The organism is Shinella sp. S4-D37 (assembly GCF_040812195.1).
Taxonomy (GTDB): domain Bacteria; phylum Pseudomonadota; class Alphaproteobacteria; order Rhizobiales; family Rhizobiaceae; genus Shinella.
Genome location: NZ_JBFNXL010000005.1, coordinates 1,027,249 through 1,051,869 on the forward strand (window position 1 = coordinate 1,027,249; position 24,621 = coordinate 1,051,869).

Genomic DNA, 24,621 nt, shown 5'->3' on the forward strand with positions numbered 1-24,621 from the left:
GACGGTCGGCGCGACAGAAAACAATGGGGCCTGCTCATGAAATCCATCATCGTCGCATCCATGGCCTTGGTTGCCGTCGCCGCCTCGGCGAGCATCGCATCGGCTGCCGCCAGCCGCGAAGATTTTCGGGGGCGCTGGTCCCGCGACTGCGGCAACGGCCAGACATGCCATCTCGACATCGATGACACGAAATCGCGGAAGACCGTGGAGATTACCTTTTCCATCGAGGGGCACGGCGAGACGTGCACATGGTCGGTCGATGCAGTCCATGACAAGGGCTTCGGCGGACCTGTGGCTCATGATCCCTACGGGAACTACTATTTCTACCTGACGATCCAGAACGACGGCAGGCTGTATTCGTCGGGTACGATGGTGCAGAATTGCGGTCCTCAGCCGCTGGATCAGCATTATATCGCCGACCCGGCCCTCGGCAGATCGATGGATGGAGCCGCTACATCCGTCGACGACCCGGACAATCGCAGCGTCTTTGACCACAACGGCTCCACCATGGCTATCGACCCGAGCGCTGGAACCATCGTCTATCGCAACCCGAAGAAATCCATCTCGGGAACCGTCAGCTCTGGTACGGTCCTCTTCAAAGCTATCTCGCCATGGGACCCGTACGACGACAAGGCACGGCATTCGTTGCGATTCTGCTCTGCAACGAGGACGACATCGACTACTATAGAAAAGCAGCTTCAGCTTTGCTCGAAGACCCGATGCCCGTCGACGAGAATGGGTGCGACCTTGTCGCCGTGCTGGCGATCACCGCGGACTCCTATGAGGCACGATCAGTCTATACCAGGTTCAAGTATGCGCGTCGGATCGTGCTGATCACCAATAAACTCGACGGCTTGCCGAGTGATCTGATCGCGTCCGCCGATATCGTCAGCGAGATCGCGCCTCCGACCCCCGAGCATTATCGTGCGGGAGCCAGAGAGGCGAAGGTCGCAGGCATGACCGAGGAGATCGCCGAGTTTCTGGCACCGCTGCCATTCGACACTGTCGCAACCGCGTTTCGGGTTTCGAGACCTCTGGCCGCTTCTGTCCGGCATCTCCTTCGTGCGCAGCAGGAAGCCGCGAAGGCTGGACCCGCACCCGCGAAGCCGTCAGGCCCTCGTCTTGAGGACATGGCCGGGTACGGTGCCGCACGAGACTGGGGTATCCAGCTTTCTGAGGACCTGCGCGCATGGAAAGCGGGAGAAATCGGGTGGGAGGATGTCGACCGCGGTGCATTGTTGTATGGCCCTCCGGGGTGTGGGAAGACAAGTTATGCCAAGGCTTTGGCGAACACTTGTGGAGTCGAGCTTGTCCTCGCGTCTGCCGCAAAATGGCAGGCGAAGGGGCATCTCGGCGATTATCTGCGGGCTATGAGAGGAGCCTTCGATGAAGCGAGAAAAAAAGCGCCTTGCCTGCTTTTCATCGATGAAGCAGACAGCTTTGGTAGCAGAGACGCGCCGACCAGCGATGATCACCATCGCGACTATCGCAGGCAGGTCATCAACGGATTGTTAGAGTGCCTTGATCCGTCTGAAGGGCGCGACGGAGTTGTAGTCGTCGCGGCCACCAATAATCCTTCGGTAATCGATCCGGCGCTTCTGCGCTCCGGCCGCCTCGAAAAGCTCATCGGCATTCCACTCCCTGACGGTGATGCCAGAGCGGCGATCCTGCTTCATCACATGCGGGGCCAAAAGATCGACGTAAACCTGAAGCGGTTTGTTTGGGCGACGCGCGGATGGTCCGGTGCCGACCTCGAGAAACTTGCTCGCGATGCCCGCCGTATCGCTCGGCGGCGGAAGGTTGCTGTCACCGAGGATTTGTTGATGGAGGTGATGCCCGCTCGTCATGTTTTTAACGCCGCTGAACTTCGAGCTACGGCTGTGCACGAAGCTGGGCATGCGATCATCGGTGTGTTGCTCGCGTGCGATACACTGACAAGCGTGCATATCGAGCGGGACGTTCCGCTGCACGGCTCAAGACTTGTCGTGGGGCTGGCCGAGTTCGAACCTGACGAGAGGGCGGCAAAAACGGCTGTCTACTACGATACGCGGATCGCGATGTTGCTGGGCGGCCTCGCGGCTGAAACACTTGTATACGGCTGCGGCTCGGATAGCGCGGGAGGCGATCCTTCGTCCGATCTCGCAATCGCGAGCGATATCGCCACTAGGCTCGAACGGCATTTCGGTCTCGGTGAGAGCTTATCGGTCGAGCTGGGCAGGGGAGAGAGACCGCTTGAGTATCTCCGCGACCGTGATCCCGAACTTCGACGGCTCGTCGACGCTAGGCTGAAGTTACAGTTTGCGCGAGCAATTGAAATCCTCTCCGACCATCGTGCTGAACTCGACCACCTGGTGGAAATGCTTGTCACGAAGTTTCGCGTCGAGGGAGACGAGGTCCGAGCGCTTCTTTCGTCGCCGCGGAGGAAAACAGCATCCGTCAGGACATGATGGCTAGCGGCTCAGGCTCTGTCCTTCGCTCAAGGTTCAATGCTCGCGTACATGCCAGGATGAGAAAAATGAGACAGTTCAAAATACGGTTAACGTCGTCGTAATGCCGGCATAAGTTGTATGCGGCGAGGTTCACTCGGCTTTGAGTCGATGCTCAACACTGGTCTTCCTTGCAAGGAATTGTCGACGCGACAATTGCATCGCGTCCTTGAATTCAGGTGCAATGGATTTCAGCACAATTCCTTGCGACGGCGGGAAATACAAGACGACAGTAGGGACGGGAAAAGGATTCGCGATGTTACGAGCAGCAATGTTTTCGTCGATGTGGTGCACCTCGTTCCAGTCACCAAAATCGTCAAACTCGTGTCTCAGGTGGAGGGGGTATATGAGTTCGGAAATTCATGCCAGGCATGCTTCGGATCGTTTTCCCCAGCCCCGCCGTCATCACATCGACCCTCGTCAGGTGAACCGATCCTATGCGTGTGGTCGAACGGCTAGCAGCGCGTTTGGGAACGTGAATTCTTTCCGGCTGGTGTCTCGAATAATGGTGATTTGAGAACGGAAGGATTCATTTTCGAGTTCTTGAATTTCCAAATGAATTCAACATGATTTTTGAAACCTTGAATTTCCTTTGATGCCATCCCGCCCGTGGAGAGAGCGGCAAAGGAGGTGAAATAGATATACGCGTCATGGTTGTCGTTCGGTCGCCGTATGCGATTTTTCAGCGCTGAGGGATTCTTGCTTATGCAGAAGAATGAACTCTATATGGGTCTCGACGGCAGCGAGCTCTGGACATTTCAAGGCCACAACGCGATGCCGGAAATGAAAATGGGTCGCCCTGCCGGACGACCCATTTCGAAGTGGCTGGACCTGTTGACGCAGGCACCAGCCGCATGGCCCGAACTTAGAGGTAAAAAGCCATGGCGCAGAAATATCCCGGGTAGGACGGAAATTCAACAGGAAAACCGGTCACTTGGCTCGTTAGCGTCCAAAGCGTTAACGGAGCTGGCGGAGCTGTGTTTTCCAGCGGATCGGCTGTCGGTTTCCGGGGCGTACGTCCCGGAAACGGATCGCGGGACGGGCGTTTCTGGCGCGGGGCGAATAGGCGGGCGGCGATGCCTAACCGCATTCGCTCCGACCTGACCTCGCCAAGGCGCGGCAGCGGTCGAAGCCTCAACCAAATCGACGGCCAAGACCGACCTCGGGGGCGGATCGAAGGCCCGACAATTTCCTCGCAAGCCGCCGCAGGTAGCGGACGGCAATAGGAGAAGTGCGTCCATGTTTCTCGTAAAGCACGCTTTCACGAAACGTATCCATCTCGGTTCTCTCGATTTTGACCTCGAGGGTCTTGAGGAGATCGGCACAGTCGACCTCGACGAAGAACTGCAGCGCCTGCTCTGCCGCGTCTCGGATCGCCCGGATCGGAACAGCATCTAACCGGCATCAACCAGGAAAACTGCCATTCGCGGGGACCGTGATTCCCGCGAATGGCGGAGCCATGGAAAGGCGGAGAATGAAACACATCTTCACAGAGCCCTACCTCCCTGGTCGCGAGATCAAGGACCGAGCCCGACACGCGACGCTTCCAGGGGTCTTTCCCACCCGTAAGGCTTCAGCACCTTGGATCAGGACCAGGCTGCCGCTGATGTCGGATGGCCTGATCCATCTGGAAACCGACCCGCGTGTCGTCAGGATCGCGGTTTATCCGCCCAAGCTCGAATACTCTGTCTGGCACGATCTCTCTGGCCGATCGAAGGTCAGGTCCGTGTCTCCTGACGTTGCCGTCCTGGAGGACGACGGGCACATCACTGTCGTTGAATACGTCCCCATTGCAATTCAGGACGAGCGCGTCGGGTTCGCCGAACGGGTGCTGGCCCTCAGGGAAATCTACCGTGAGGAACACGGCTGCGGTTACGCGGTGCATTCGGAGCTTTCGATCCACATCGAACCAAGGATGACAAACCTGCGCCGTCAGTACGAGCACAGCTTTGTCGACGATCCGCCCGCGTTAGAGGCCGTCCGGGACGCGCTTTACCGTCACAGCCTGCCTTCGACGATCGGCGCTATCCGGGCCGCCGTGAACCTTCCGTCACCCTGCTATCAGGTTCTCGGCCGGAACGACGAGGCCGTTTTCTCGCGAACGCTGGCCGAAACTGACCGCCACTTCACCGCCCTCATGCAACTCGCCCACCGTGGCGAGATCGAGATCGACCTGTCGCGTCCGTACGACGACCGTTCTGTCGTTCGGTGGCCGCGCTATCGTCCGGAGGTTAACCTACGATGAGTATCTACAGCAGACCCAGCGACTTTCTGAACTTCGGAAGTCTGCCCATCGCCATCACCGCCGTCGAATTGGAGGTCCCTAAGCACAATTTCGCGGCCCCGCTGTCCCAGCCCGTCTCGATCTCGGTGGATGAGAAGTACATGATTTTCAGTCCCGGCCGCAGCAAGGTCGGGCACTACGCCGTGCGGTCATGGGATGCCGACGACTATCACGGTGCCGTCGCTACCCTCGTCAACCTCTATGGCGGCGGCACCCTCTATCTCACCAATTACCAGCTCGTGACCCTCGAACAGCAGGGTCGCTTCAAGCCGTACAAATCGTCGGGCGGTATTGTGAACGACGGCCAGACCCTCGCTCTTAAGGACTGGCAGATCGAAAGCGCCCGTAAATGGCTGGGATACGTCGCCGAAATCGCGGAAGCTGCCGAACGGCGCGGTCGTGAAGCGGACAAGGCGCTGATCCTTCAGGTTGCGGTCGACCGTGCCAGCCGCGTCGGGGATAGCCCGCCGCCCTCTTATAGCCGCCTCAGGCAGAAGCTCGTCGTCTACTACGAAAATCACTACGACCCGCTTGTGGCTCTCGCGCCGCAGGTGCCGCCGGGTAACCGGGTCACGAGTTTTTCGTCGTTCACCGAACAGTTGCTGGAAGATGCCGTCCATCACGTCAGCGACCAGACCGAAGGCGACTGGGACGACGTGAAGACCCTGTTCCTGCATTGGGCCGCCCTGCCTGAGAACGAGGCGGTCGGAAAGGAAGTATTCGACGGCAGCGGTAAATATCGTGGTCCTTCCGACAGCACCATCCAGCGCCGCTGGGCCAAGGTGGACCGCTTCGTCAAATATGCCAACAGGTATGGTCCCGAGGCTGCACAGAAGAAGTTCAATATCTACATCCGCCAGATTCTTCCGGATAGCGCCCTCGATACGGTGGACGTTGACTGGACGCAGGCCGACGTGACGGCCATCGACGACGTGTATCCCGTGTTCTGGGAGAGACCTTGGCTCTGCATCTTCCGAGATCGCTGCACGGCCGCAGTTGTGGGGTTTGCGCTTTCATTCGAAGGGCCGAGCTATATCGGCACTCTCGCCGCGTTGAAGCACGCGATCTATCCCAAGGACATGTCCGCGTTTCCCGGGCTGGTCTATCTCCCGTATGGTCTGCCCACGAAAGTCGGCGTCGATCTGGCGATGGAAAACCTGTCTGAGAACATGCGTTCTGCCGCCGCTGAGCTTGGCTTCCGGATCGTGGAATACCGCGGCTCCCACGGATGGGAGAAAGGCGGCATCGAACGCACGTTCAGGGTCATCAATCAGGACGTACTCCACATCGCGCCCGGTTCGACGTTATCCAATCCGCAGCGTCGCAAGGAATACGATGAAGCCAAAAAGGCGGGACTGCCGGTCTTGACGTTGTCCGAACTCGAAGCTTGGCTCCTGACCTATTTCGCGACGAAGTATCACACGCGTCCCGTCAAGGGCATCGGTGTCCTTCGGTCTATGAAGGCGATCCCGAACGACAAGTGGGCGGCGACAATCAAGCAGGCTCCTCCGCGCCGCCCCGTCGATCCGCTTGTATTCGCTCGCCTTGCGGGCGATGTCACTTACAGGACTATCCAGAACGACGGCATCCTGTGGGACTGCCTGCGCTATGCCGATCCAGGCCTGGCGGCCTTTACCGCCGACCCGAAACACCGCACGGCGGCCGATCGCTCGGAAACTACGCGGTACAAATGTGTCCGCGATCCGAACGATCTGGCCCGCATCTGGGTGATCAACCATCACGTCAATCCGCCGACTTACATCGAAGTGCCGATCAGCGGGGCAGATTCCACCTACGCCACCGGCATGACGCTCGCCCGCCATCGCTCCATCCAAAAGGTCTACCGCGAGCGCATGGAAGAAGACGCGGCCTCGGTGACGAACCTTCTCGCTTTGCGCAACACGATGACCGACGAGATCAAGGAACTGAATGAGCGCCGCAAGACGATGCGCGTCAAGTACCACTTCGAGCGCTTCTTCGCTGGACTCAAGCGTAAGTTCACTCGAAGCCGCATCGTTGATCCCGTATACAGCGCCGCGGCGAGTTCCGAGCGCATGCGCATTGACGAGCCGTTCGAGCCCGCCCCTGCAAACAGGTCCCGCATCGATGTCGAATCCCGGCGCGGCAGCACGCCCAAGGAAATCTTCGCGGCAGGACCCGAGGCTCCGAGTGACGGGTACTTTGTCCCGATTCCGGGCGATCCCCTTGCCGGACATGCCGCCGATATCGAGCCCCGCACCCGGCTAACGCAGGTCGCCCCGCCGCCGCTCGATGGTCGCACAGAGGCCGAGGCCCGTACGTCTGCGGTGGACCTCTTCAACAAATTCCACAGCGAAGGAGACGACGAATGAGGGTGTTTCCACAGTTCAACGTCACCGCCATGGTGACCTCCGAACAGCGCGCCGAGGCGGCATCCCGTCCCCCGGCCGAGCGCCAGGCCATGGTCCGCGACGTGCTGTTCCGCAGCGACGACTTCCTCGCGCGTCTCAAGGACGTCAAGCGCTTCCACATGCCCGTCGACGGAGGCACTCCCGATGTCGGTCAGGTCGGAGCGCTGCTGGGCGACTACCGCAGCGGCAAGTCTTTCGTCCTTCAGTACTTCGCCAGCAAGCATCCTCCAGTGCAGACGGAGACGGGTTGGGAGTATCCCGTGCTTTACGTGGAAGCCCGCCGCGACTGGAATTCGATGTCGCTGGGACGGGAAATCTACGATGCGACGGCTGCCGCCGCGATCCCGAACCTGTCCACCGCGACCATCAACAAGATGGCGACGACCAGGCTCATGAAAATGGGCGTCAAGCTTCTCGTTATCGACGACGCGCACGCGATCCTGAACGATCGCGGCCAGCGCAGGACCGTCGCGATGTCGCTGGTCAAATATGTCGCCGACCGACGCTTCTGCAACATCCTGCTTGCGGGCCATCCCGCAATCGAGAAGGCGATGATGGAAATCCCGGAAATCGAGGGGCGTGGCGGTCTTCCTCGTTTCCGTATGCGTAAGTATGACCAGAACAGCGTGGAGGATCGTGAGCGGCTCCAGTACTTGCTCCACGGCGTCGACCGCCTTCTGCCGTTCCGCGAACTGTCGGGTCTCGGCGAGAACGACTATGTCGCCGACTTCTTCCATATCTGCCGCGGCACCATCGGCTGGCCGATGAACGTCATCACGGCCGCCGCCTTCTTCGCCATCAACGACGACAGCCCACGTATCACCCTCCAGCACCTGCGCCGCGCCGCCGCCGAGCGTCTGTCGGTGGACGCGGACTACGTGCCATTTGGTCGTGGAGGTGACCGCCATGCTTGATCGTCTGACGATGCCGTTCAGCAACTGGTCCATCGAACCCGGGAAGACCGAGGGCGCATTAGGCTATTTCGCCCGTCTGGTGGACGATGAGGGACACGACAGTATGCGGGTCTACTCGAAGTGGATCGAAGTCAACGGCCGCAACATCGTACCTGCGTCGTTGCTGGAAGTCGTGTGCGGCCTTCCTATCTCTGACGACCGGCGCCGTCGGCTGGCACATGCCACCCCGGTCGAAAGAGATGGATCGTACTGGCTCGGTGGTCAGCGCTTCGCCAAGCGCGACCTGTCGTTCAGCGGACGGCGCTGGTGCGCGGCTTGCCTCGCCGAGAAAGCCTATCACCGGAATTGGTGGGACATCGTTGCGGTGCGTCGCTGCCCCTATCACGACCTCGAACTTGCCGACCGTGATATTGACAACCGCCCTGTCGGCTGGTGGTGGCCAAGGTTCGACGTGACCAAAAGCGGAAACACGCTGGCAGGCGAACGCCGTCCAAACGTACTTCGTAGGGGGACGCTGGCGGCCTACCTTCTGATGCGCATGGGCTACGAGGATGCCTGGAAAGCACCTCTGCTTGACGATCTCGACGTGACTGTCGTGATCGATCTCTGTCATCTGGTTGGCCGCCTCGTCTCCAATCCGAAGGCGGATACCATCCCCGAACTGGAGACCCGCACCGCCGATGTCGGCTATCGCGCCGTGAGTAGGGATCGGGTCCATCTGGTTAATGTCATCGCCCGCTGGATGACAGACAACCTCTCCAACGCCGAGATCGACGCCTCTTATTCCGTCGTGTTCGGATGGGCCTACAACCAGGCCCGTTCCCTGCCGGACGTGTCTGCGCGCCGCGTGCTGCTGTCGGCCTTCCGAAAGGCGCACGTCGCCGCCCTGACGGGAAACCGCGCCGTCGACGCTGACGAAGACAGCATGGTCAGCCTCACCGCGCTGGCCGCCGATCTCGGGATGGACCGCCGCGGTCTGACTAGCCTCGTCAGCGCTCTTGGCGCTGTCGACGGCGGCAGGCGCGGCAAGCGCCGCCTTTCTTTCGACAGGTCCCAGGTCGTGGAGATCAGGCGCGAGGTCGAGGCGATGCTGACCAGGGAAGAGGTCGGAGAACTGCTCGGCATCCGTAGCTGGGAAGTCTCGCCGCTTGTAGCGGCCGGCTATCTCACCCCCGTCGAACGGGCCTCGGGCGACGCTGGCCGCGGCCTGCGGTTTCTGCGTCGTCAGGTCGATGGCATCCTCAGCTCCATCGCCGCGATCCCCCGGGTCGCAATCGGAGCGTCGAGGAAATTCCGTGCCTATTGCCGCGCCGAGAAACGCCCCGTTGGCGATGTGGCGGTCGCCGTCCTGAAAGGAGAGATCGGTGTCTTGCGCCTCGACCCGAAACTCTCCGGCTTCCGCGGACTCCACGTTTCCGTCGGCTTCAATCGATCTGCAGTCCAGCCAGATCAGTTGATGATCGTTATCAACTGCGATAAGCACGGAGAATAAAGTATAGAAAGACCATCCTTATGTCCGCGCAGTGCGTTTTTTATTAAAAGTCAGAAGAATCTCGTTGCCGTTAGCGAAGCAGGCTTGCTTAAATAAGAATTGTCAACTCCATCCCGTTCACGGTTCTTGTTCAGGCTTGCATCTGATTGAAGAACGGCTGCATTCGATCATTCATCAGATCGAACTCTTCCGCTCTCAGAACTGAGAGCTTCTGGCTGAATTCCAGCACGTCACCGTCTTTCACCTCCACCCCATGCATCGATACCGTCCCAAGGATGGTCTGACCAGTTTCCGGGCGTTCCGAAATTATGAGCTTGATCATAGCAGCGACGTTCGCCGCGTCCTGGTCTTGTTGGTTGGGGCTGTCGAAAACCATGGGCGCGGTGAAAGACCCTTCGAATTCGTAGATCGTCCTGAGCAACGCAAGATCGTATGCCAAAACAGCACGCGGCTGATCGCTTCCGGTGTCGCTAATGCGGCCGTTGATCTTGGATACAGCTGCATGATCTATGGCCGCGACATCCAACTCCTTCAGATATCGCAACATAAGCTGAGCATAGAAGCTTTCGATTTTCTCACGGCGACTCTTGTCCTTGAAGGTCTCCTGCTTGTCTTCAATATCGGAGATGCGACTGGCGAAGTTACCGATCTGTTCATCAAGGTCACGCAGTTGCTCGTCAAAAAGCCCCGCGGCAGCGCGGCGACCTTCCATCTCGATCACATCTCTTAGGCTGACGGCACCTCGTTTCTCGTCCAATTGCCCCTGGATTTCCGCGATAGCTTTGTCGGCGTCACGGACTTCGAACTGGGCCTGCAACACAGCTTCTGACAACTTACGCATTTCTTGATGGCTACGCGTCAGAAACTCGAAGCACGCCTCGCGGTCGTCGAGAATGCCGAAGCGGTTGGCAAAGTCGTTCTGATGAAGGGTCCCGCACGTCGGGCAGAGAATTTCCGTGCTATCCAGGGAAGCGGCAAATTTCGCATCCTTCTCAAGTTCGGATATCGCCTGTTTTGCGATGCGGACCTGACTGTCCAATGCACTTCGTTGATCGAGCACGTCTGCAAGCTGAGCAGCACGACGCTGCCTAATTTCGCGTATGTCTTTGAGCCGGGCCAGCAATCCCTCTATGGCATCTTCATGGTCCGCGAGGGTAAGCTCAAGACCTGAAAAATCAGCCTCAAGTCCGAGTTTTTCCACAGCCTTACCGATGGTTCGACGCTCGCCAGCAAGTACCTCCTGTTCAAGCTTGAGCTTTCGTCTCTCAGCGGCCAGTTCGTAATATTCGTTGCCGAGAATACCTGAGTGGTAATCGATCACGGAATTCTTGAAATCGGTGTACTGGCCGAGATGGTCGAAGGAGTTAAAGGGTTTCTCCCATCCGCCTTCCTGGTTCACGTAGAATGGAAGGAACGCGAATGCCGGTGGCGGTATCTCCGGCTCGCCTTGCCGATTTGAAAAGACAAGCCCGAACCTGAGTTTGTCGGCGATGAACGGTCCGAGTTCCTTCGTGATATTTCTGGTGCAGATGAGCACCTGATCCTGATCGTCAAACACCGCGATGGTGTCTCCGCTCCGAAGGATTGAATACCTGACACCATCAATCGTGAAGGTAACCAAGGCTTTCACCTTGGCCTCATTCCACTTCCTGTGGATCGATTTGGGCGCTGCCCCAAACGCCCAATAGAGGCTTTTGATTACAGACGACTTGCCGACGTCATTCGGACCTTTTATCACCGTCAGCTTCGGATGGAACTTTATCGTCCTCGCCGTCCTCTCGACGAGCGACAACAATTCCAGCTTTTCGAAGCGCAAGTTTTTCATCGTTTTTTCTTCTCAGATTTCGTATCAGCAGCTGGTACTTGTCAGTCGCGCTCATCGCTTGAACTCGTAGAGTATGACGGCACGCTCGAAATCCTCGGTAACCTCGCCGAACCTTTGCCGTATAAGGCTTCGGACACTGGGTAACGCCTGTGAGACGCCCTCCCACATAGTAGAAGCCGCTTCCATGATGGGGACAACAATATTCTTGACCTCGTCAGCGAACTCGATACCTGCCGCGTAAGGTCTTTCAAGACGCGACATCTCGTAGTTGCGCCACTCCCTTTCGATCCGCGCAGCCTGTGCGAATTGCAGAGAAAGGTACGGCACCACCGAACTCCATTCAGGGCGATGCTGGCGACGCTTCTGGAACGACTCCAACTTCTCCGCTATATCGCCCCGGGTCAGAAACTTTGACGACTTCAGCTCGTCGATGCCTGTCAGGTCGGCCAGTTTCTTTGACCTCTGCCTGCATTCGTCGACAAGGATAAAATTGAACGCACGGGAATCCACCCCGCTTCCTATCGTGTCTTCAAGAAACTTCGTCACAGCGCCCAACACCGTTTGCTCATAAGTGTCGAGATGCAGACCGCAATCCGAGAAACGGAAAAGCTGCAGGTGATCTGTCGATTTAAACCCTGAACACTCACTCTCCAGCGCCGAAATGAATTTGTCGAGCTTGGCTTTTTCGGCGGCACTGAACGGAGCCTCGGCCAGTTCGCTGGACATCTCTGACAATGGTCGGTTGCTGACGAAGACCACCTTGTCCACGGCTGGTCCGAAACGCTCTACGTTATCGAACATCTTTCCTGCGTAGGATGGTTTTCTGGTTTCGCCTGATTTTGTGCGCTGGCCGATCTTCGCCAAGCTCCAACTTGGGCTTTTCGTCGTCTTGACTTGGTAGAAGCTCAATCGTGTCGGTGACGACAGATTGTCCAACTCGGCAATGTCATCGTGGAATTCAAAAGCCACCGCATAATCCGCGCCGGAAGAATGCAGCGAGATCACCTTCATAAGCCCCCAGGCGGTCTGGTAATCGAACCGGTCATAAGCCGTCCGCCCACCGTTTTCCCGCTCGGGCACCGTCAGCAGGTTTTCGATTATCGTCAAGAAGTCCTCCGCCCAGCCTTCGCGTCTGCCGCCGGTTTTCAAGCCCGTGCTGAGAACGCACCTTATTGGCCTTTTCGTTCAGCGCAAGTTATCCGAATAAGGGAAGCAAGAGTTGCCCGCTGCCATTGGCGAAGCGAGCCGTCAACCTTGAGAAAATATTCGGATTCTCAGAACAGTTTCTCCGCTGCATGTCAGGCGATCTTACCTAGTGCGGCCATCGGGATTATCGAATGTGAGAAAACGGGTCCGTGGGAGCAACGAATGTGACGACGGTGTACGGCGTTGTTGACGACAGCCCAACGAAAGATCAATGTTTTCAAAGGCGAGAAAATCGTCGAATGTGACGAGCTACACTTATCTAGGTGCCGAATTTCTGAATGTGATGGCGATGGAGGGCGCGCGTTCGGCCCGCGCCTGACCAAGCGCTCCGATGCGCCTACATCCGCAGCCGCACGCCGTCGGGGTCGAACGGAGGCCCGGCGAGGACGGTGGCCGCGTGGGGGCGACCGAGGATGGCGACGCTGACCGTGTCTCCCGGTCCTGCCGCATCCGCCTTGATGTAGCAGAGCGCGAGGGAGAGACCGACGGTATAGCCGTAGGCCCCGGAAGAGACCTGGCCGATCGGCGTGCCGTCGGCAAGGAAGATGGGTTCGCCGCCCGTGGCATCCGCATCTGCGGTGTCGATGGAGATCATCGCAAGGCGCTGCCGGGGCTCCCTGTCGGCAATTTTCCGGTAGGCCTCCTCGTTGAGGAAGGCGTTTTCCTTGGTCTTGACCAGCCGGTCGAGGCCGCTTTCCTGCGGCCAGTATTCCGGCGAATATTCCCGGCTCCAGCTGCCGTAGCCCTTTTCGATGCGAAGGGAGGCGAGGGCGCGCGAGCCGACGGGGCCGGCGCCGAGATCCTTGCCGGCCTTCAGGAGCGCGTCGTAGAGGACGACCTGGTCCTCGCGCCTGCAATAGAGTTCCCAGCCGAGATCGCCGGTGAAGGAAACGCGCAGCGCCACGACCTCGACGCCGGCGACCACCATTCGCCGGGAGCGCAGGAAGGGGAAGCGCTCGTTGGAGAGATCCTCATTCGTCAGGCGCGTCAGGAGATCGCGCGACTTGGGCCCGGCGACATTGAACGCGCAGAGGCGTTCCGTCATCGAGGTGAAACCGGTGCCTTCCGGCAAGGGTACGGCGTTGAAGAAGCGCTGGTGATAGCGCTCGGCCATGCCGGAGCCGAAGACCATGAAATCGTCCTCGCCGAGCTTCGTCACCGTGAAGTCGCCGGCGATGCCGCCGCGCTTGCCGATGAGCGGCGTCAGGCAGGAGCGGCCGGTCTCGCGCGGCATGCGGTTGGCGAAGACGGCATTCAGCCAGTCCGCGGCGCCCGGTCCCTTCACGGCGTATTTGGCGAAGTTGGAAATGTCGATGATGCCGGCATTCTCGCGCAGCATGCGCGCCTCGCGGCCGACCGGCGCCCACCAGTTCTGGCGCGTGAAGCCGGTCGTCTCCTCCTTCGGTTCCCCGTCGGCGGAAAACCAGAGGGGATGTTCCCAGCCGAAATTGAGGCCGAAGACGGCGCCCATCGCCTTCTGGGTCTCGTAGGCCGGGCGGGTGCGCACCGGGCGGCCTGCCGCGCGCTCCTCGTTGGGGAAATGGATCTTGAAGCGATGGCTGTACTGATCCTCGACCCGCGCCTTCGTGAAGGCCTTGTCCGCCCAGCGGCCGAAGCGGGCGACGTCCCAGGGGAACATGTCGAGCGAGGGCTCGCCGTCGATCATCCATTCCGCCGCCAGCTTGCCCATTCCGCCGGACTGGGAGAAGCCCGGAATGATGCCGTTGCAGCAGAAGTAATTCTTCAATTCCGGCACGGGGCCGAAGAGGACCGCGCTGTCCGGGGACCAGATCATCGGCCCGTTGATCACGCGCTTGATGCCGGCCGTGCCGACGACCGCGACGCGATCGATGGCGCGCATCATGTTTTCCTCGATGCGCCCGAGGTCGTCGGGAAAGAGTTCGTGGCCGAAGCCGAGCGGCGTGCCGTTCTCGGCCCAGAAACGCATGTCACGCTCATAGGCGCCGATGAGGAGGCCGAGCCCCTCCTGGCGAAGGTAATATTCGCCGTCGCGGTCGGCGACGGAGGGCAGGCGCCGGCCGAGCGCGGCAATCTCGGGAATGGTCTCGGTGACGAAATACTGGTGCTCGGTCGGGATCAGCGGCAGGTCGAGCCCGGCCATGGCGGCGACCTCGCGGCCCCACAGGCCGGCGGCGTTCACCACCCAGTCGGTCCGGATATCGCCCTTCGGCGTCTGCACGATCCAGCTGCCGTCCGGCTGGGCCAGCGTGGCGGTGACGGGGGTGAAGCGGTGGATCTCGGCGCCGCGCTGGCGGGCGCCGGCCGCATAGGCCATCGTCACGCCCGACGGATCGACATTGCCGCCATCCGGCTCGTACATGATGCAGCGGATGCCGTCGAAATTGACGAGGGGATGCAGGCGTTCGGCTTCGTCCCGGCTGACCTCGTGGAAATTCATCTTGTAGCGGCGGGCCTTGGCCTCCTGCAGGCGAAGCTGGTGCTCGCGCGCCTCCGTCTGGGCGAGATAGAGAGAGCCCGGCTGGAAGATGCCGCAGCCCTGGCCCGTCTCGACCTCCAGCTCCTTGTAGAGCGCCATCGTATAGTGCTGCAGCAGGCTGATATTGGTGGAATCATGCAGGCCGTGGATGTTCGCCGCCGCATGCCAGGTCGAACCCGAGGTCAACTCGCTGCGTTCCAGCAGGACGACGTCGGACCAGCCGAACTTGGTGAGATGGTAGAGGATGGAGCAACCGATGAGACCGCCGCCGATGACGACCGCTTGAGCGTGGGAGCGCATGAAATGCCAGCCTTGAACTGATTGATGCCTGCGACCGGCAGCCCTCCACCGGCGGCTTCAGTTTAGGGGTGGTCCGTTTCTTCCAAAAGCCGGCCGGAGGGCGAAAACGCCGTCTTTCGGCGCGTGATGGGCAAATAAAACGAGGTCATTGATCCCGCTATTTTCGTTTGTTGCCGGAAGGGTCTGCGCTAGTCTGAACTGGGCCTTTGCGCGTCCGGCCTAGCCGATGACCGCCTGCGCCTCGGCGATGATCCAGTCGCGCACCCTGGCTGCGGTCGTTCCCTTCGAGGGCCGGCCTTCGGCGAGATAGTAGTTCCACGCGCTGCGCGCCCTCGTCTCGAACGGTTCGACGAGCAAGCCGCGTTCCACATAGATCTGCGCGAGCGATTGCGTGGTGACGATGCAGCCGGCGCCGCTCGCGGCCATTTCCAGCGCGATGTTGGTGGAGTTGGTGGACAGCCGCTTGTCGTTGGCCGAGGCGTCTATGCCAAGGGCATCGGCCATCTCCTGCCAGAATTCCTGTCGCCCGTGCACGGCGATCCAGTTCGATTTGAGGACATCCTCCGGCGTCTTGATCGGGTTCTGTCCGTGCACGAGCTGCGGTGCGCACAAGAGCACGAGGCGGTCGTTCCACAGGGGCAGCCCGTTTGACGGCATATTGTCGTAGCGGCGGATGGAAATCAGGATATCGGCGATCTGCTCCGTCGAATCCTCCCAGATCGTGCCGTGCAGCAGGATCTCGACATCGGGATGCTTCCGGCTGAAGCCCGCGATGCAGCGCGCCAGCCAGTTCTCGGCAAGGCTGGTCGGGCAGGAGATGACCACCGTCTTGTTGCGGGCCGCCGCAAGCACGGCCTCCGTCGCGAAATCGATCTGGTTCAGCGCCTGCCGCAGGGTGGGAAGGAACGCCTCGCCCATCTCCGTCAGCTTGAGGCTGCGCGGATAGCGGATGAAGAGCTGGCGGCCGAGATACTGCTCGAGCGCGCGCACATGGTTGCTGATCGCGGCCTGCGTATAGCCGAGCTCGTTGGCCGCTTCGGTGAAGCTGAGGTGGCGGGCGGAGCATTCGAAGGATCGGATATAGTTCAACGGCGCCGGCGTTTTCATATGGCATTCCCCTTTTTGCCGCAAGCTAGTCCGCCGGCCCGGCCGGGTGCAAGTCGTGCCTGTGCCATGACATCGTTTTTCTTGGTCATTGCCGCCGAACTTATCGTGTGAAGACCGGTGCCGGATTGGCCATAGTTTCGCCGAGGTGGAACATAACGAGCGCTGCATCCGGGATCGGGCCGGTCCCTTTCCGACAACGGGTGAAAGCGCAGGAAAGGCAGCTTCTCATGAGCGACAGACGGGGCGGCGGACGGCGATCGCGGGCCGGGCGTGGCGGAGGCGGCATCACGCAGCTGCCATGGCAGGAGGTGGTCAACACCTATCCGCCCATGCAGATTCTGGACGAGGAGCGACTCGAGGCGCTGCACCGCAACTCCATGCGCATCCTGTCCGACATCGGGATACGGGTCATGAGCGAAAAGGCCATGGCGCTGTTCGAAAAGGCGGGCGCCATCGTCGACCGCGACAACCTGACGATCCGGATCGACGAATCCATCGTAAATGCCGCGCTGGCGACGACGCCGTCCTCCTTCACGCTGACGAGCCGCAACCCCGCCAAACGGCTGACCATCGGCGGCAACACCATGGCGTTCGGCCTCGTCGCGGGGCCGCCGAACGTGCATGACCGGATCAACGGTCGCCGGCAGGGTAACCTGGAAGACTACCGGAACTTCACCAGGCTCGCCCACCACTTCAACGCCATCCACATCCTCGGCAACCAGGTGTGTGCGCCGATCGAGCTGCCGGCCAATTCGCGCCACCTCGATACCTACAATGCCAACGTCACGCTCAGCGATCTGTGCTTCCACTGCACGGCGATCGGCCGCGGGCGCGCGGTCGACGGCATCAACATGATGGCCATCGCCCGCGGCATCAGCCTGGAGGAGATGCGCCGGTCGCCCGGCGTCATCACCATCATCTCCGTCAATTCGCCTCGGCTGTTCGACGACGCGATGGCGGACGGGTTGATCGCCATGGCCGAACACGGCCAGCCGGTCACGATCACGCCCTTCACGCTCATGGGTGCCATGACGCCGGTGACGCTCGCCGCCGCGCTGTGCCAGCAGAATGCCGAGGCGCTGTTCGGCGTCACGCTGGCCCAGCTCGTCAATCCCGGCACGCCGGTCATGTACGGCGCCTTCACGTCGAATGTCGACATGCGGTCGGGCGCGCCGGCCTTCGGCACGCCGGAGAACGCCAAGGCGAACATCATCGCCGGCCAGTTCGCCCGCCGCTACAAGCTCCCCTACCGCACGTCGAACGCCAATGCATCGAACGTGGTCGACCTCCAGGCCGCCTACGAGACGGAAATGGCGACCTGGGGCGCGGTGCTGGGCGGCGCGAACCTCATCTACCACGCGGCCGGCTGGCTCGAAGGGGGGCTGACGGCCTCCTACGAAAAGCTCGTGCTCGACGTGGAGATCCTGCAGAACATGATGGGCTTCCTCGAACCCATGCCGTTCTCCGAGGACGATCTCGGTTTCGAGGCCATCAGGTCGGTGCCGGCCGGCGGACATTTTTTCGGCTCCGAACACACGATGGCGCGCTACGAGACCGCGTTCTACCAGCCGATGCTGTCGAACTGGCAGAACTACGGCAGCTGGCAGGAAGCGGGCGGGCGCGATGCGCTGGAGCGGGCGACGGATATCTGGCAGCAGGCCCTGCGCGAATACGAGGAGCCGGTGCTCGACCCGGCCGTTCGCGAGGAACTGGATACCTACATGATCCGCCGCCGCGCCGAAATCGGCGCCGGCGAACCATAGGGAGGCCTGCATGAGGAAGCCGCTCCGGCTCGACCCGTCGAAGACCGCCGCCCTGTTCATCGATCTCCAGGAGGAGCATCGGCGCGATACGCGCTACCTCGTCGAAGGCTACGGCACGACCTTGCTGAACGCCCGGCGTCTTCAGGATGCGGCGCGTCGCAACGGCGTTGCGGTCTATCATTGCGCCTATATCGTCGATCTCGCGACGCTCGACCGGCCCTTCCATCCGGTCGGGGCGGATGGGCGCTCGGCCTTCAGCGACAAGGACGACCCGCTGACCGCGATATGTCCCGACGTCGCGCCGCTCGACGGCGAGCGCATCCTCCTCAAGAACGAGGCGAGCGCCTTCGGCAAGAGCCCGCTCCTCGGCGAACTGCGGGAAAGCGGCGTGGAATGGCTGGCGGTGGCCGGCGTGTGGACCGAGGCCTGCGTCGACGCGACCGTGAAGGATGCGGTCAATCACGGCCTGCGCGTGCTGCTCGTCAAGGATGCCTGCGGCAGCGGCGGCATCGCCATGCACCAGGCCGGCATCCTGAACCTTGCGAACCGCCTCTACGGCGGTGCGGTCGTCGACACGGAAGCCGCCTGCGCGCTCATGGACGGGGGCACCGTCGAGGCCTGGCAGGTCGAGGGATCGGTGCCGCTGCGCTTCACATTCGAGAACGCCGCCACACTTTACGAGCAACTCTAGCGGGGAAGGCACACGCTTACGAATGGAGATCGTCAATTTCATCATCGCCAACCTGAACGTCATCGCCGCGCGCGGGATCGAGCACATCTCGATCGTCTTCGTGGCGGTGGGGATCGCGATCGCGACGGCGGTTCCGATCGGTATCGCCATCACGCAGTCGAAGAGCACGGCCGATACCGTGCTCTACATCGCGTCGATGATGATCACCATTCCGTCCATCGCGCTGTTCGGCCTGATGATCCCGCTTCTCTCGCCGATCGGCCACGGCATCGGCTATGTTCCGGCGGTGGTGGCGGTGGTGCTCTATTCGCAGCTGCCGATCATCCGCAATACCTATACGGCCATCACCAATGTCGATCCGGCGCTGCGCGAGGCGGCACAGGGAATGGGCATGAGCACATGGCAGCGCCTGCGCCATGTCGAGATCCCCCTTGCCATCCCGGTCATCATGGCCGGCGTGCGCACGGCCGTGGTGATGAACATCGGCGTCACGGCGATTGCCGCCTATATCGGCGCGGGCGGCCTCGGCACGTTCATTTCGCGCGGCATCAGCCAGTCCGATCCCCGCCAGCTGGTGACCGGCGCGCTGGCCGTCTCCCTGCTCGCCATCGCCGCCGACCTCTTCCTGGCGTTGGTGCAGCGCCTTCTCACCTCGCGCGGCATCCAGGGAGTGGCAGCACAATGATCCGCTTGGAAAACCTGACGAAGCAGTTCGGTCCGGCACACGACCCGTTCGTCGCGGTCGACAATATCAGCCTCGATCTTCCCACCGGCGAGATCTGCGTGCTGCTCGGCCCTTCGGGCTGCGGCAAGACGACGACGATGAAGATGATCAACCGGCTGATCCAGCCGACGAGCGGAAAGGTCTTCATCGACGGCCGGGATACCAGCGCGGTCGATCCGATCGAGCTGCGGCGCAGCATCGGCTACGTGATCCAGCAGATCGGCCTCTTTCCCAACAAGACGATCGAGGAGAACATCTGCGTCGTGCCGGACCTGCTCGGCTGGGACCGGCGCCGGTCGCGGGCGCGGGCGAAGGAACTGCTCGAACTGGTGGGGCTCCAGCCCGACATCTTCCTCAAGCGCTATCCCAAGGAGCTTTCCGGCGGCCAGCAGCAGCGCGTCGGCGTCCTGCGGGCGCTGGCGGCCGATCCGCCGGTCATGCTGATGGACGAGCCTTTCGGCGCGATCGATCCGATCAACCGCGAGGTCATCCAGGAAGAGTTCCTGAAGATGCAGCAGGCGATCCGCAAGACGATCATCTTCGTCTCGCACGACCTCGACGAGGCGGTGAAGATGGCCGACAGGATCGCCATCTTCCGCAGCGGCAAGCTTGAGCAATATGCCGCGCCGGACGACCTGCTCGCGCGGCCCGCCAACGGCTTCATCGAGGACTTCCTCGGTTCTGACCGGGCGCTGAAGCGCCTGCGGCTCGTTTCGGTCGCAGACGCCATGCAGACCGGTTTCGTCACCGTGGCGGGATCGGATTCGATCGAGCACGCGCTCCAGCGCATGCGCGCCGCCCGCAGCGCCGCCGCCTTCGTGCTCGACGAGCTGGGCGCCCCGCGCTTCCTCCTGACGGCGGAGGTGGCCGAGGAACGCTCCGGCATCGTCTCCGACCATGCGGGGCCGGTCGCGGCCGCGGTCCCGACGGGCGCGGACCTGCGGCAGGCCGTATCCCTGATGTTCGCCCACAACATGCCGCTCCTTCCCTGCGTGGACGAAGGCGGCCGCATGGCGGGCGTGATGAGCTACCGGTCCATCGTGCACCATCTCGGCCACGGGGAGGGGGCATGAGCGTACCGTCCACCCTTGCTGGCGTTTCGCCGCCGCGCCGCCGCGTCGCGATCGCTCCCGCGGTCGCGACCGTCGTGCTCGCCGGCGCGCTCGCCTGGCTCTGGTGGAGCGGCATGGTAGAGGAGATCCTTGCCTATTCCGACGACATCTCCTTCCTGACCGTCCAGCACCTGGAACTGGTTGCCTGGGCGGGGGGGCTTGCCATTCTCGCCGCCGTGCCCGCGGGCGTCGTCCTGTCGCGCCCGGCCTTCCGGACCGTCTCGGAAGGGCTGATGCAGGTGTTCAATATCGGCAGCACCGTGCCGACGCTGGCGATCCTGGCCCTGTCCATGTCGGTGCTCGGCATCGGGACGGTGCCGGCGGTCTTCGGCCTGTGGGCCGCGACGCTGCTGCCCATCGTGCGCAACACCTATGCCGGCCTGCGTGCGGTCCCGCCCTATCTCATCGAGGCGGCGACCGGCATGGGCATGACGCCGCGCCAGGTGCTCTGGCGGGTGGAGCTTCCCAATGCGCTTTTCGTGATCTTCGGCGGCATCCGCACGGCGCTGGCGATCTGCGTCGGCTCCGCGCCCCTGGTGTTCCTGATCGGCGCCGGCGGGCTCGGCGAGCTGATCTTCACCGGGATTTCCCTGGACGAACTGCCGATGATGCTGGCCGGAGCCATCCCGACAGCGCTGATTGCGGTCCTGGTCGACTTCCTGTTCGGCCAGATCCAGTACCACCTCGTTCCGCGAGGCATAAATCCGTTGAAATAAAAGAAGAGAGAGGAACCGAAATGACCTTCATACCGAAAATCGCCAAGACACTGCTTTCGGCCGCAGCAATCGCGCTTGCTGCCGGTTCGACCCTTGCCGCCACGCTGACCGTCGGCGGCAAGAACTTCACCGAACAGTTGATCCTCGCCGAGCTCACCAAGCAGCTCCTGGAGAGCAAGGGCTATACCGTCGACAAGAAGGACGGCATGGGCACCAAGATCGTCCGCGCCGCGCTGGAGAACGGCGAGGTCGATCTTTACTGGGAATATACCGGCACGTCGCTCATCACCTTCAACAAGGTGACCGAACGCCTTTCGCCGGAGGAGACCTACAACCGCGTCAAGCAGCTCGACGGCGAGAAGGGCCTCGTCTGGCTGGCGCCGTCCGCGGCGAACAACACCTATGCCTATGTCATCCGGCCGGACAATGCCAAGACCGAGGGCATGGAGACGATCTCCGATCTCGCCAAGGCCTATAATGACGGCAAGGAAATCCTCATGGGCACGACGGCGGAGTTTCCGAAGCGTCCCGACGGCCTGATCGGCCTGCAGGAGGTCTACGGTTTCGAGGCGGGCCGCGCCAATGTCCGGCCGATGGATCTCGGCCTTGCCTACAATGCGCTTGCCAACGGCGATCTCGACACCATCGCCGCGCAGGCCACCGACGGCCAGATCGCCGCCCTCAAGCTGAAGGCATTGAAGGACGACAAGGGCTTCTTCCCCAACTACGCGCTGACGCCGGTCGTCCGCAAGGAGGTGCTCGACGCCAATCCCGACCTCAAGGGCCTCCTCGAGGCCGTGTCCACCAAGCTCGACGATGCGACGATGCAGCGCCTCAACAGCGAGGTCGACGTGGACAAGAAGACGATCGAGACCGTGGCTGCCGACTATCTGAAATCGCTCGGCATCTGATCGGCGAAGTTCGCCGACAAGGAACAGCGTCCGCCCGCCCGCAGCGCCGGGCGGACGCAGTGAACACCACCGCGCGTCCGCCCCATGCTGGGCGGCCCGACCCTGCCGATCGCATTTCCAAGGAATTGATGGAATGGTCAGAATAACGAATGTCCGCGTCCGCCCGCTGGTCCTGCCGTTGCGGCAGCCCTATCACTGGTCCTACGGGATCCGCGAATCCTTTGCCGTCAACCTCATCGAGATCGAGGCGGACGACGGCACGGTCGGCATCGGGGAATGCACGGTCGCGCCGGACCAGACGGGCACGGCGGCGATCCTCGCCCGGCTTGCCGGCCATCTCGTCGGTCATTCGCCCCATGACGTCGCGCCCCTCATCGCCCGTATCTTCCACCGGGAATATCTCGGCCACGGCGCCAATATCATGCGCGCCGCCAACCAGATGTTCTCGGGCATCGACATGGCGCTGTGGGATCTGCAGGGAAAGCTTGCCGGCCTGCCGGTCCACCAGCTCCTCGGCGGAGCCCATCGCGAGGCGGTCGGCTACTTCTATTTCCTCCAGGGCGAGACGGCGGAGGAGCTTGCCCGCGACGCGGCCGCGGGCCATGCGAACGGCGAGCGCGTCTTCTACCTGAAGGTCGGCCGCGGCGAGAAGCTGGATCTCGAAATCACCGCCGCCGTCCGCCGCGAGATCGGCGATGCGCGCCTGCGCCTCGATGCGAACGAGGGCTGGAGCGTGCACGAGGCCATCAACATGTGTCGCAAGCTGGAGAAATACGATATCGAGTTCATCGAGCAGCCGACCGTCAGCTGGAGCATTCCGGCCATGGCCCATGTCCGCGAGAAGGTCGGCATACCGATCGTCGCCGACCAGGCGGCCTTCACGCTCTACGACGTCTATGAGATCTGCCGCCAGCGCGCGGCCGACATGATCTGCATCGGCCCGCGCGAGATCGGCGGCATCCAGCCGATGATGAAGGCGGCCGCCGTCGCCGAATCGGCCGGCCTGAAGATCTGCATCCATTCGTCCTTCACGACGGGCATCACGACCTGCGCCGAGCACCATATCGGGCTTGCCATTCCCAATCTCGACGACGGCAACCAGATCATGTGGCAGCTCGTGCAGAAGGATATCGTCGCCACGCCGGACCTCGCCCCGAAGAACGGCTGGCTCGACGCATTCCGCAAGCCCGGCCTCGGCTTCGCGCTGGCGGACGATCTCGTCGCCGAGGGTGAGCGGCGCTACGCGGCAGGCCGATGACCACGCTCGCGGTCTCGAAGGGGGAGATCGAGGCGGTCTGCCTTGCGGCCCTGACCGGCCACGGGGCGGACCCGGAAAATGCGCGTCCCGTCGCCGCCGCCATCGCGAAGGCCGAGGCGGACGGCAACCGGGTCTGCGGCCTGTTCTACCTGCCGATCTTCTGCCGGCACCTGCAGATCGGCAAGGTCGACGGCAAGGCGGTTCCCTCCGTGGCCGTCCGGTCCGCCGCGGTCACGGTCGATGCGCGGGACGGCTTTGCGCATCCTGCCATCGAGGCCGGCACGCCGGCCCTGATCGAGGCGGCGCGGGCCATGGGGATTGCGGCCATGACGGTGCGCCATTCCTACAATTGCCTCGCGCTCGCCCATCACGTCCTGCCGATCGCGGCGCGCGGCATGATCGGTCTTTGCCTGTCCAACGCGCCCGCCTCCGTCGCGCCGCCCGGCGCGACGCGCGCGTTGTTCGGCACCAATCCGATGGCTTTCGCCGTGCCCGTGCGGGACGGCGCCCCCATCGTCGTCGACCAGAGCATGAGCGCCGTCACGAAGACGGAGATGATCCTGCGCCGCGGGCGAGGCGAGGCGATCCCGACCGGCTGGGCGCAGGACCGGCACGGCCGGCCGACGACCGATCCGGCCGCCGGTCTCGACGGGACGCTTCTGCCCGCCGGCGGGCGCAAGGGCGCCAATATCGCCCTGCTGATCGAAATCCTCGCCGCTGCGCTTGCAGGCTCGGCGCTCAGCGCGCAGGCGAGCCCGTTCGGAAACGACGAGGGCGGACCGCCGCGGGTCGGCCAGTTCCTGCTGGCGATCGACCCCGGTTCCTTCTCCGCGGAGCATTTTGCGGGCGCGGTCGATGCCCTCGTCGCCGCGCATGACGCGGCGGGCGTCCGGCTTCCCGGACGATCGCGCGACGATATCTCCGTCGCGGTCGACGCGGATCTCTGGCAAAGGGCCGTCGCGCTTTCGACACCCGGCTAAGGCG

Annotated in this window: 19 protein-coding genes; 15 read left to right on the top strand and 4 right to left on the bottom strand. The window is 62.0% G+C overall.

The genetic code is table 11. From position 1 onward, the window contains the following. Positions 1–36: 36 nt before the first annotated feature. From AB3G45_RS12475 to AB3G45_RS12505, 7 genes are all read left to right on the top strand, one after another. Positions 37–834: a hypothetical protein gene (locus AB3G45_RS12475; RefSeq protein ID WP_367830858.1), complete on the top strand. Its 798-nt coding sequence runs from the start codon at positions 37–39 to the stop codon at positions 832–834. Beyond that, positions 720–2,447, top strand: a complete 1,728-nt coding sequence (locus AB3G45_RS12480) for an AAA family ATPase (protein ID WP_367830859.1) — start codon at positions 720–722, stop codon at positions 2,445–2,447. The genes AB3G45_RS12475 and AB3G45_RS12480 overlap by 115 nt, the downstream gene beginning before the upstream one ends. Positions 2,448–3,725: 1,278 nt before the next feature. Continuing rightward, positions 3,726–3,884, top strand: a complete 159-nt coding sequence (locus tag AB3G45_RS12485) for a hypothetical protein (protein ID WP_367830860.1) — start codon at positions 3,726–3,728, stop codon at positions 3,882–3,884. Between the two features lie 76 nt (positions 3,885–3,960). Beyond that, a complete protein-coding gene (locus tag AB3G45_RS12490; RefSeq protein WP_367830861.1) occupies positions 3,961–4,731 on the top strand; it encodes a hypothetical protein in 771 nt (256 codons plus the stop codon). After that, positions 4,728–7,121: a hypothetical protein gene (locus tag AB3G45_RS12495; RefSeq protein ID WP_367830862.1), complete on the top strand. Its 2,394-nt coding sequence runs from the start codon at positions 4,728–4,730 to the stop codon at positions 7,119–7,121. Before AB3G45_RS12490 ends, AB3G45_RS12495 begins: the two co-directional genes overlap by 4 nt. Continuing rightward, a complete protein-coding gene (locus tag AB3G45_RS12500) occupies positions 7,118–8,074 on the top strand; it encodes a TniB family NTP-binding protein (RefSeq protein ID WP_367830863.1) in 957 nt (318 codons plus the stop codon). Before AB3G45_RS12495 ends, AB3G45_RS12500 begins: the two co-directional genes overlap by 4 nt. Further along, positions 8,067–9,566 carry a TniQ family protein gene (locus AB3G45_RS12505; protein WP_367830864.1) on the top strand — a complete coding sequence of 500 codons (1,500 nt, stop codon included), beginning with the start codon at positions 8,067–8,069 and terminating at the stop codon, positions 9,564–9,566. Before AB3G45_RS12500 ends, AB3G45_RS12505 begins: the two co-directional genes overlap by 8 nt. Before the next feature lie 130 nt (positions 9,567–9,696). Here AB3G45_RS12505 and AB3G45_RS12510 read toward each other — a convergent pair whose 3' ends face one another. From AB3G45_RS12510 to AB3G45_RS12525, 4 genes are all read right to left on the bottom strand, one after another. After that, positions 9,697–11,391, bottom strand: coding sequence for a hypothetical protein (locus AB3G45_RS12510; protein WP_367830865.1), 1,695 nt, complete (start codon positions 11,389–11,391; stop codon positions 9,697–9,699). Between the two features lie 51 nt (positions 11,392–11,442). After that, entirely contained in the window at positions 11,443–12,498 is a 1,056-nt protein-coding gene (locus tag AB3G45_RS12515; RefSeq protein WP_367830866.1) for a dsDNA nuclease domain-containing protein, read from the bottom strand. A 436-nt stretch (positions 12,499–12,934) separates the two neighbouring features. Next, positions 12,935–15,355 (bottom strand): FAD-dependent oxidoreductase, encoded by a 2,421-nt coding sequence (locus AB3G45_RS12520; RefSeq protein ID WP_367830867.1) that lies wholly within the window; start codon positions 15,353–15,355, stop codon positions 12,935–12,937. A gap of 219 nt (positions 15,356–15,574) precedes the next feature. Beyond that, entirely contained in the window at positions 15,575–16,462 is an 888-nt protein-coding gene (locus tag AB3G45_RS12525) for a LysR substrate-binding domain-containing protein (RefSeq protein WP_367830868.1), read from the bottom strand. 227 nt (positions 16,463–16,689) lie between these two features. Between AB3G45_RS12525 and AB3G45_RS12530 the strand changes: the two genes are divergently transcribed. The 8 genes from AB3G45_RS12530 (at position 16,690) to AB3G45_RS12565 (ending at position 24,617) form a co-directional block, all read left to right on the top strand. Then, entirely contained in the window at positions 16,690–18,225 is a 1,536-nt protein-coding gene (locus AB3G45_RS12530; RefSeq protein WP_367830869.1) for a trimethylamine methyltransferase family protein, read from the top strand. Positions 18,226–18,235: 10 nt separating this feature from the next. After that, entirely contained in the window at positions 18,236–18,916 is a 681-nt protein-coding gene (locus tag AB3G45_RS12535; protein WP_367830870.1) for an isochorismatase family protein, read from the top strand. 22 nt (positions 18,917–18,938) lie between these two features. Further along, the gene (locus tag AB3G45_RS12540) at positions 18,939–19,601 is read left to right on the top strand and encodes an ABC transporter permease (protein ID WP_367830871.1); all 663 of its coding nucleotides are present in this window, start codon (positions 18,939–18,941) and stop codon (positions 19,599–19,601) included. Continuing rightward, positions 19,598–20,713, top strand: a complete 1,116-nt coding sequence (locus AB3G45_RS12545) for an ABC transporter ATP-binding protein (protein WP_367830872.1) — start codon at positions 19,598–19,600, stop codon at positions 20,711–20,713. The genes AB3G45_RS12540 and AB3G45_RS12545 overlap by 4 nt, the downstream gene beginning before the upstream one ends. Then, the gene (locus AB3G45_RS12550) at positions 20,710–21,468 is read left to right on the top strand and encodes an ABC transporter permease (RefSeq protein ID WP_367830873.1); all 759 of its coding nucleotides are present in this window, start codon (positions 20,710–20,712) and stop codon (positions 21,466–21,468) included. The genes AB3G45_RS12545 and AB3G45_RS12550 overlap by 4 nt, the downstream gene beginning before the upstream one ends. Before the next feature lie 20 nt (positions 21,469–21,488). Beyond that, the gene (locus AB3G45_RS12555) at positions 21,489–22,379 is read left to right on the top strand and encodes a glycine betaine ABC transporter substrate-binding protein (protein ID WP_367830874.1); all 891 of its coding nucleotides are present in this window, start codon (positions 21,489–21,491) and stop codon (positions 22,377–22,379) included. A 133-nt stretch (positions 22,380–22,512) separates the two neighbouring features. Continuing rightward, the gene (locus AB3G45_RS12560; RefSeq protein WP_367830875.1) at positions 22,513–23,637 is read left to right on the top strand and encodes a mandelate racemase/muconate lactonizing enzyme family protein; all 1,125 of its coding nucleotides are present in this window, start codon (positions 22,513–22,515) and stop codon (positions 23,635–23,637) included. Next, entirely contained in the window at positions 23,634–24,617 is a 984-nt protein-coding gene (locus AB3G45_RS12565; RefSeq protein ID WP_367830876.1) for an Ldh family oxidoreductase, read from the top strand. Before AB3G45_RS12560 ends, AB3G45_RS12565 begins: the two co-directional genes overlap by 4 nt. Positions 24,618–24,621: the final 4 nt, after the last annotated feature.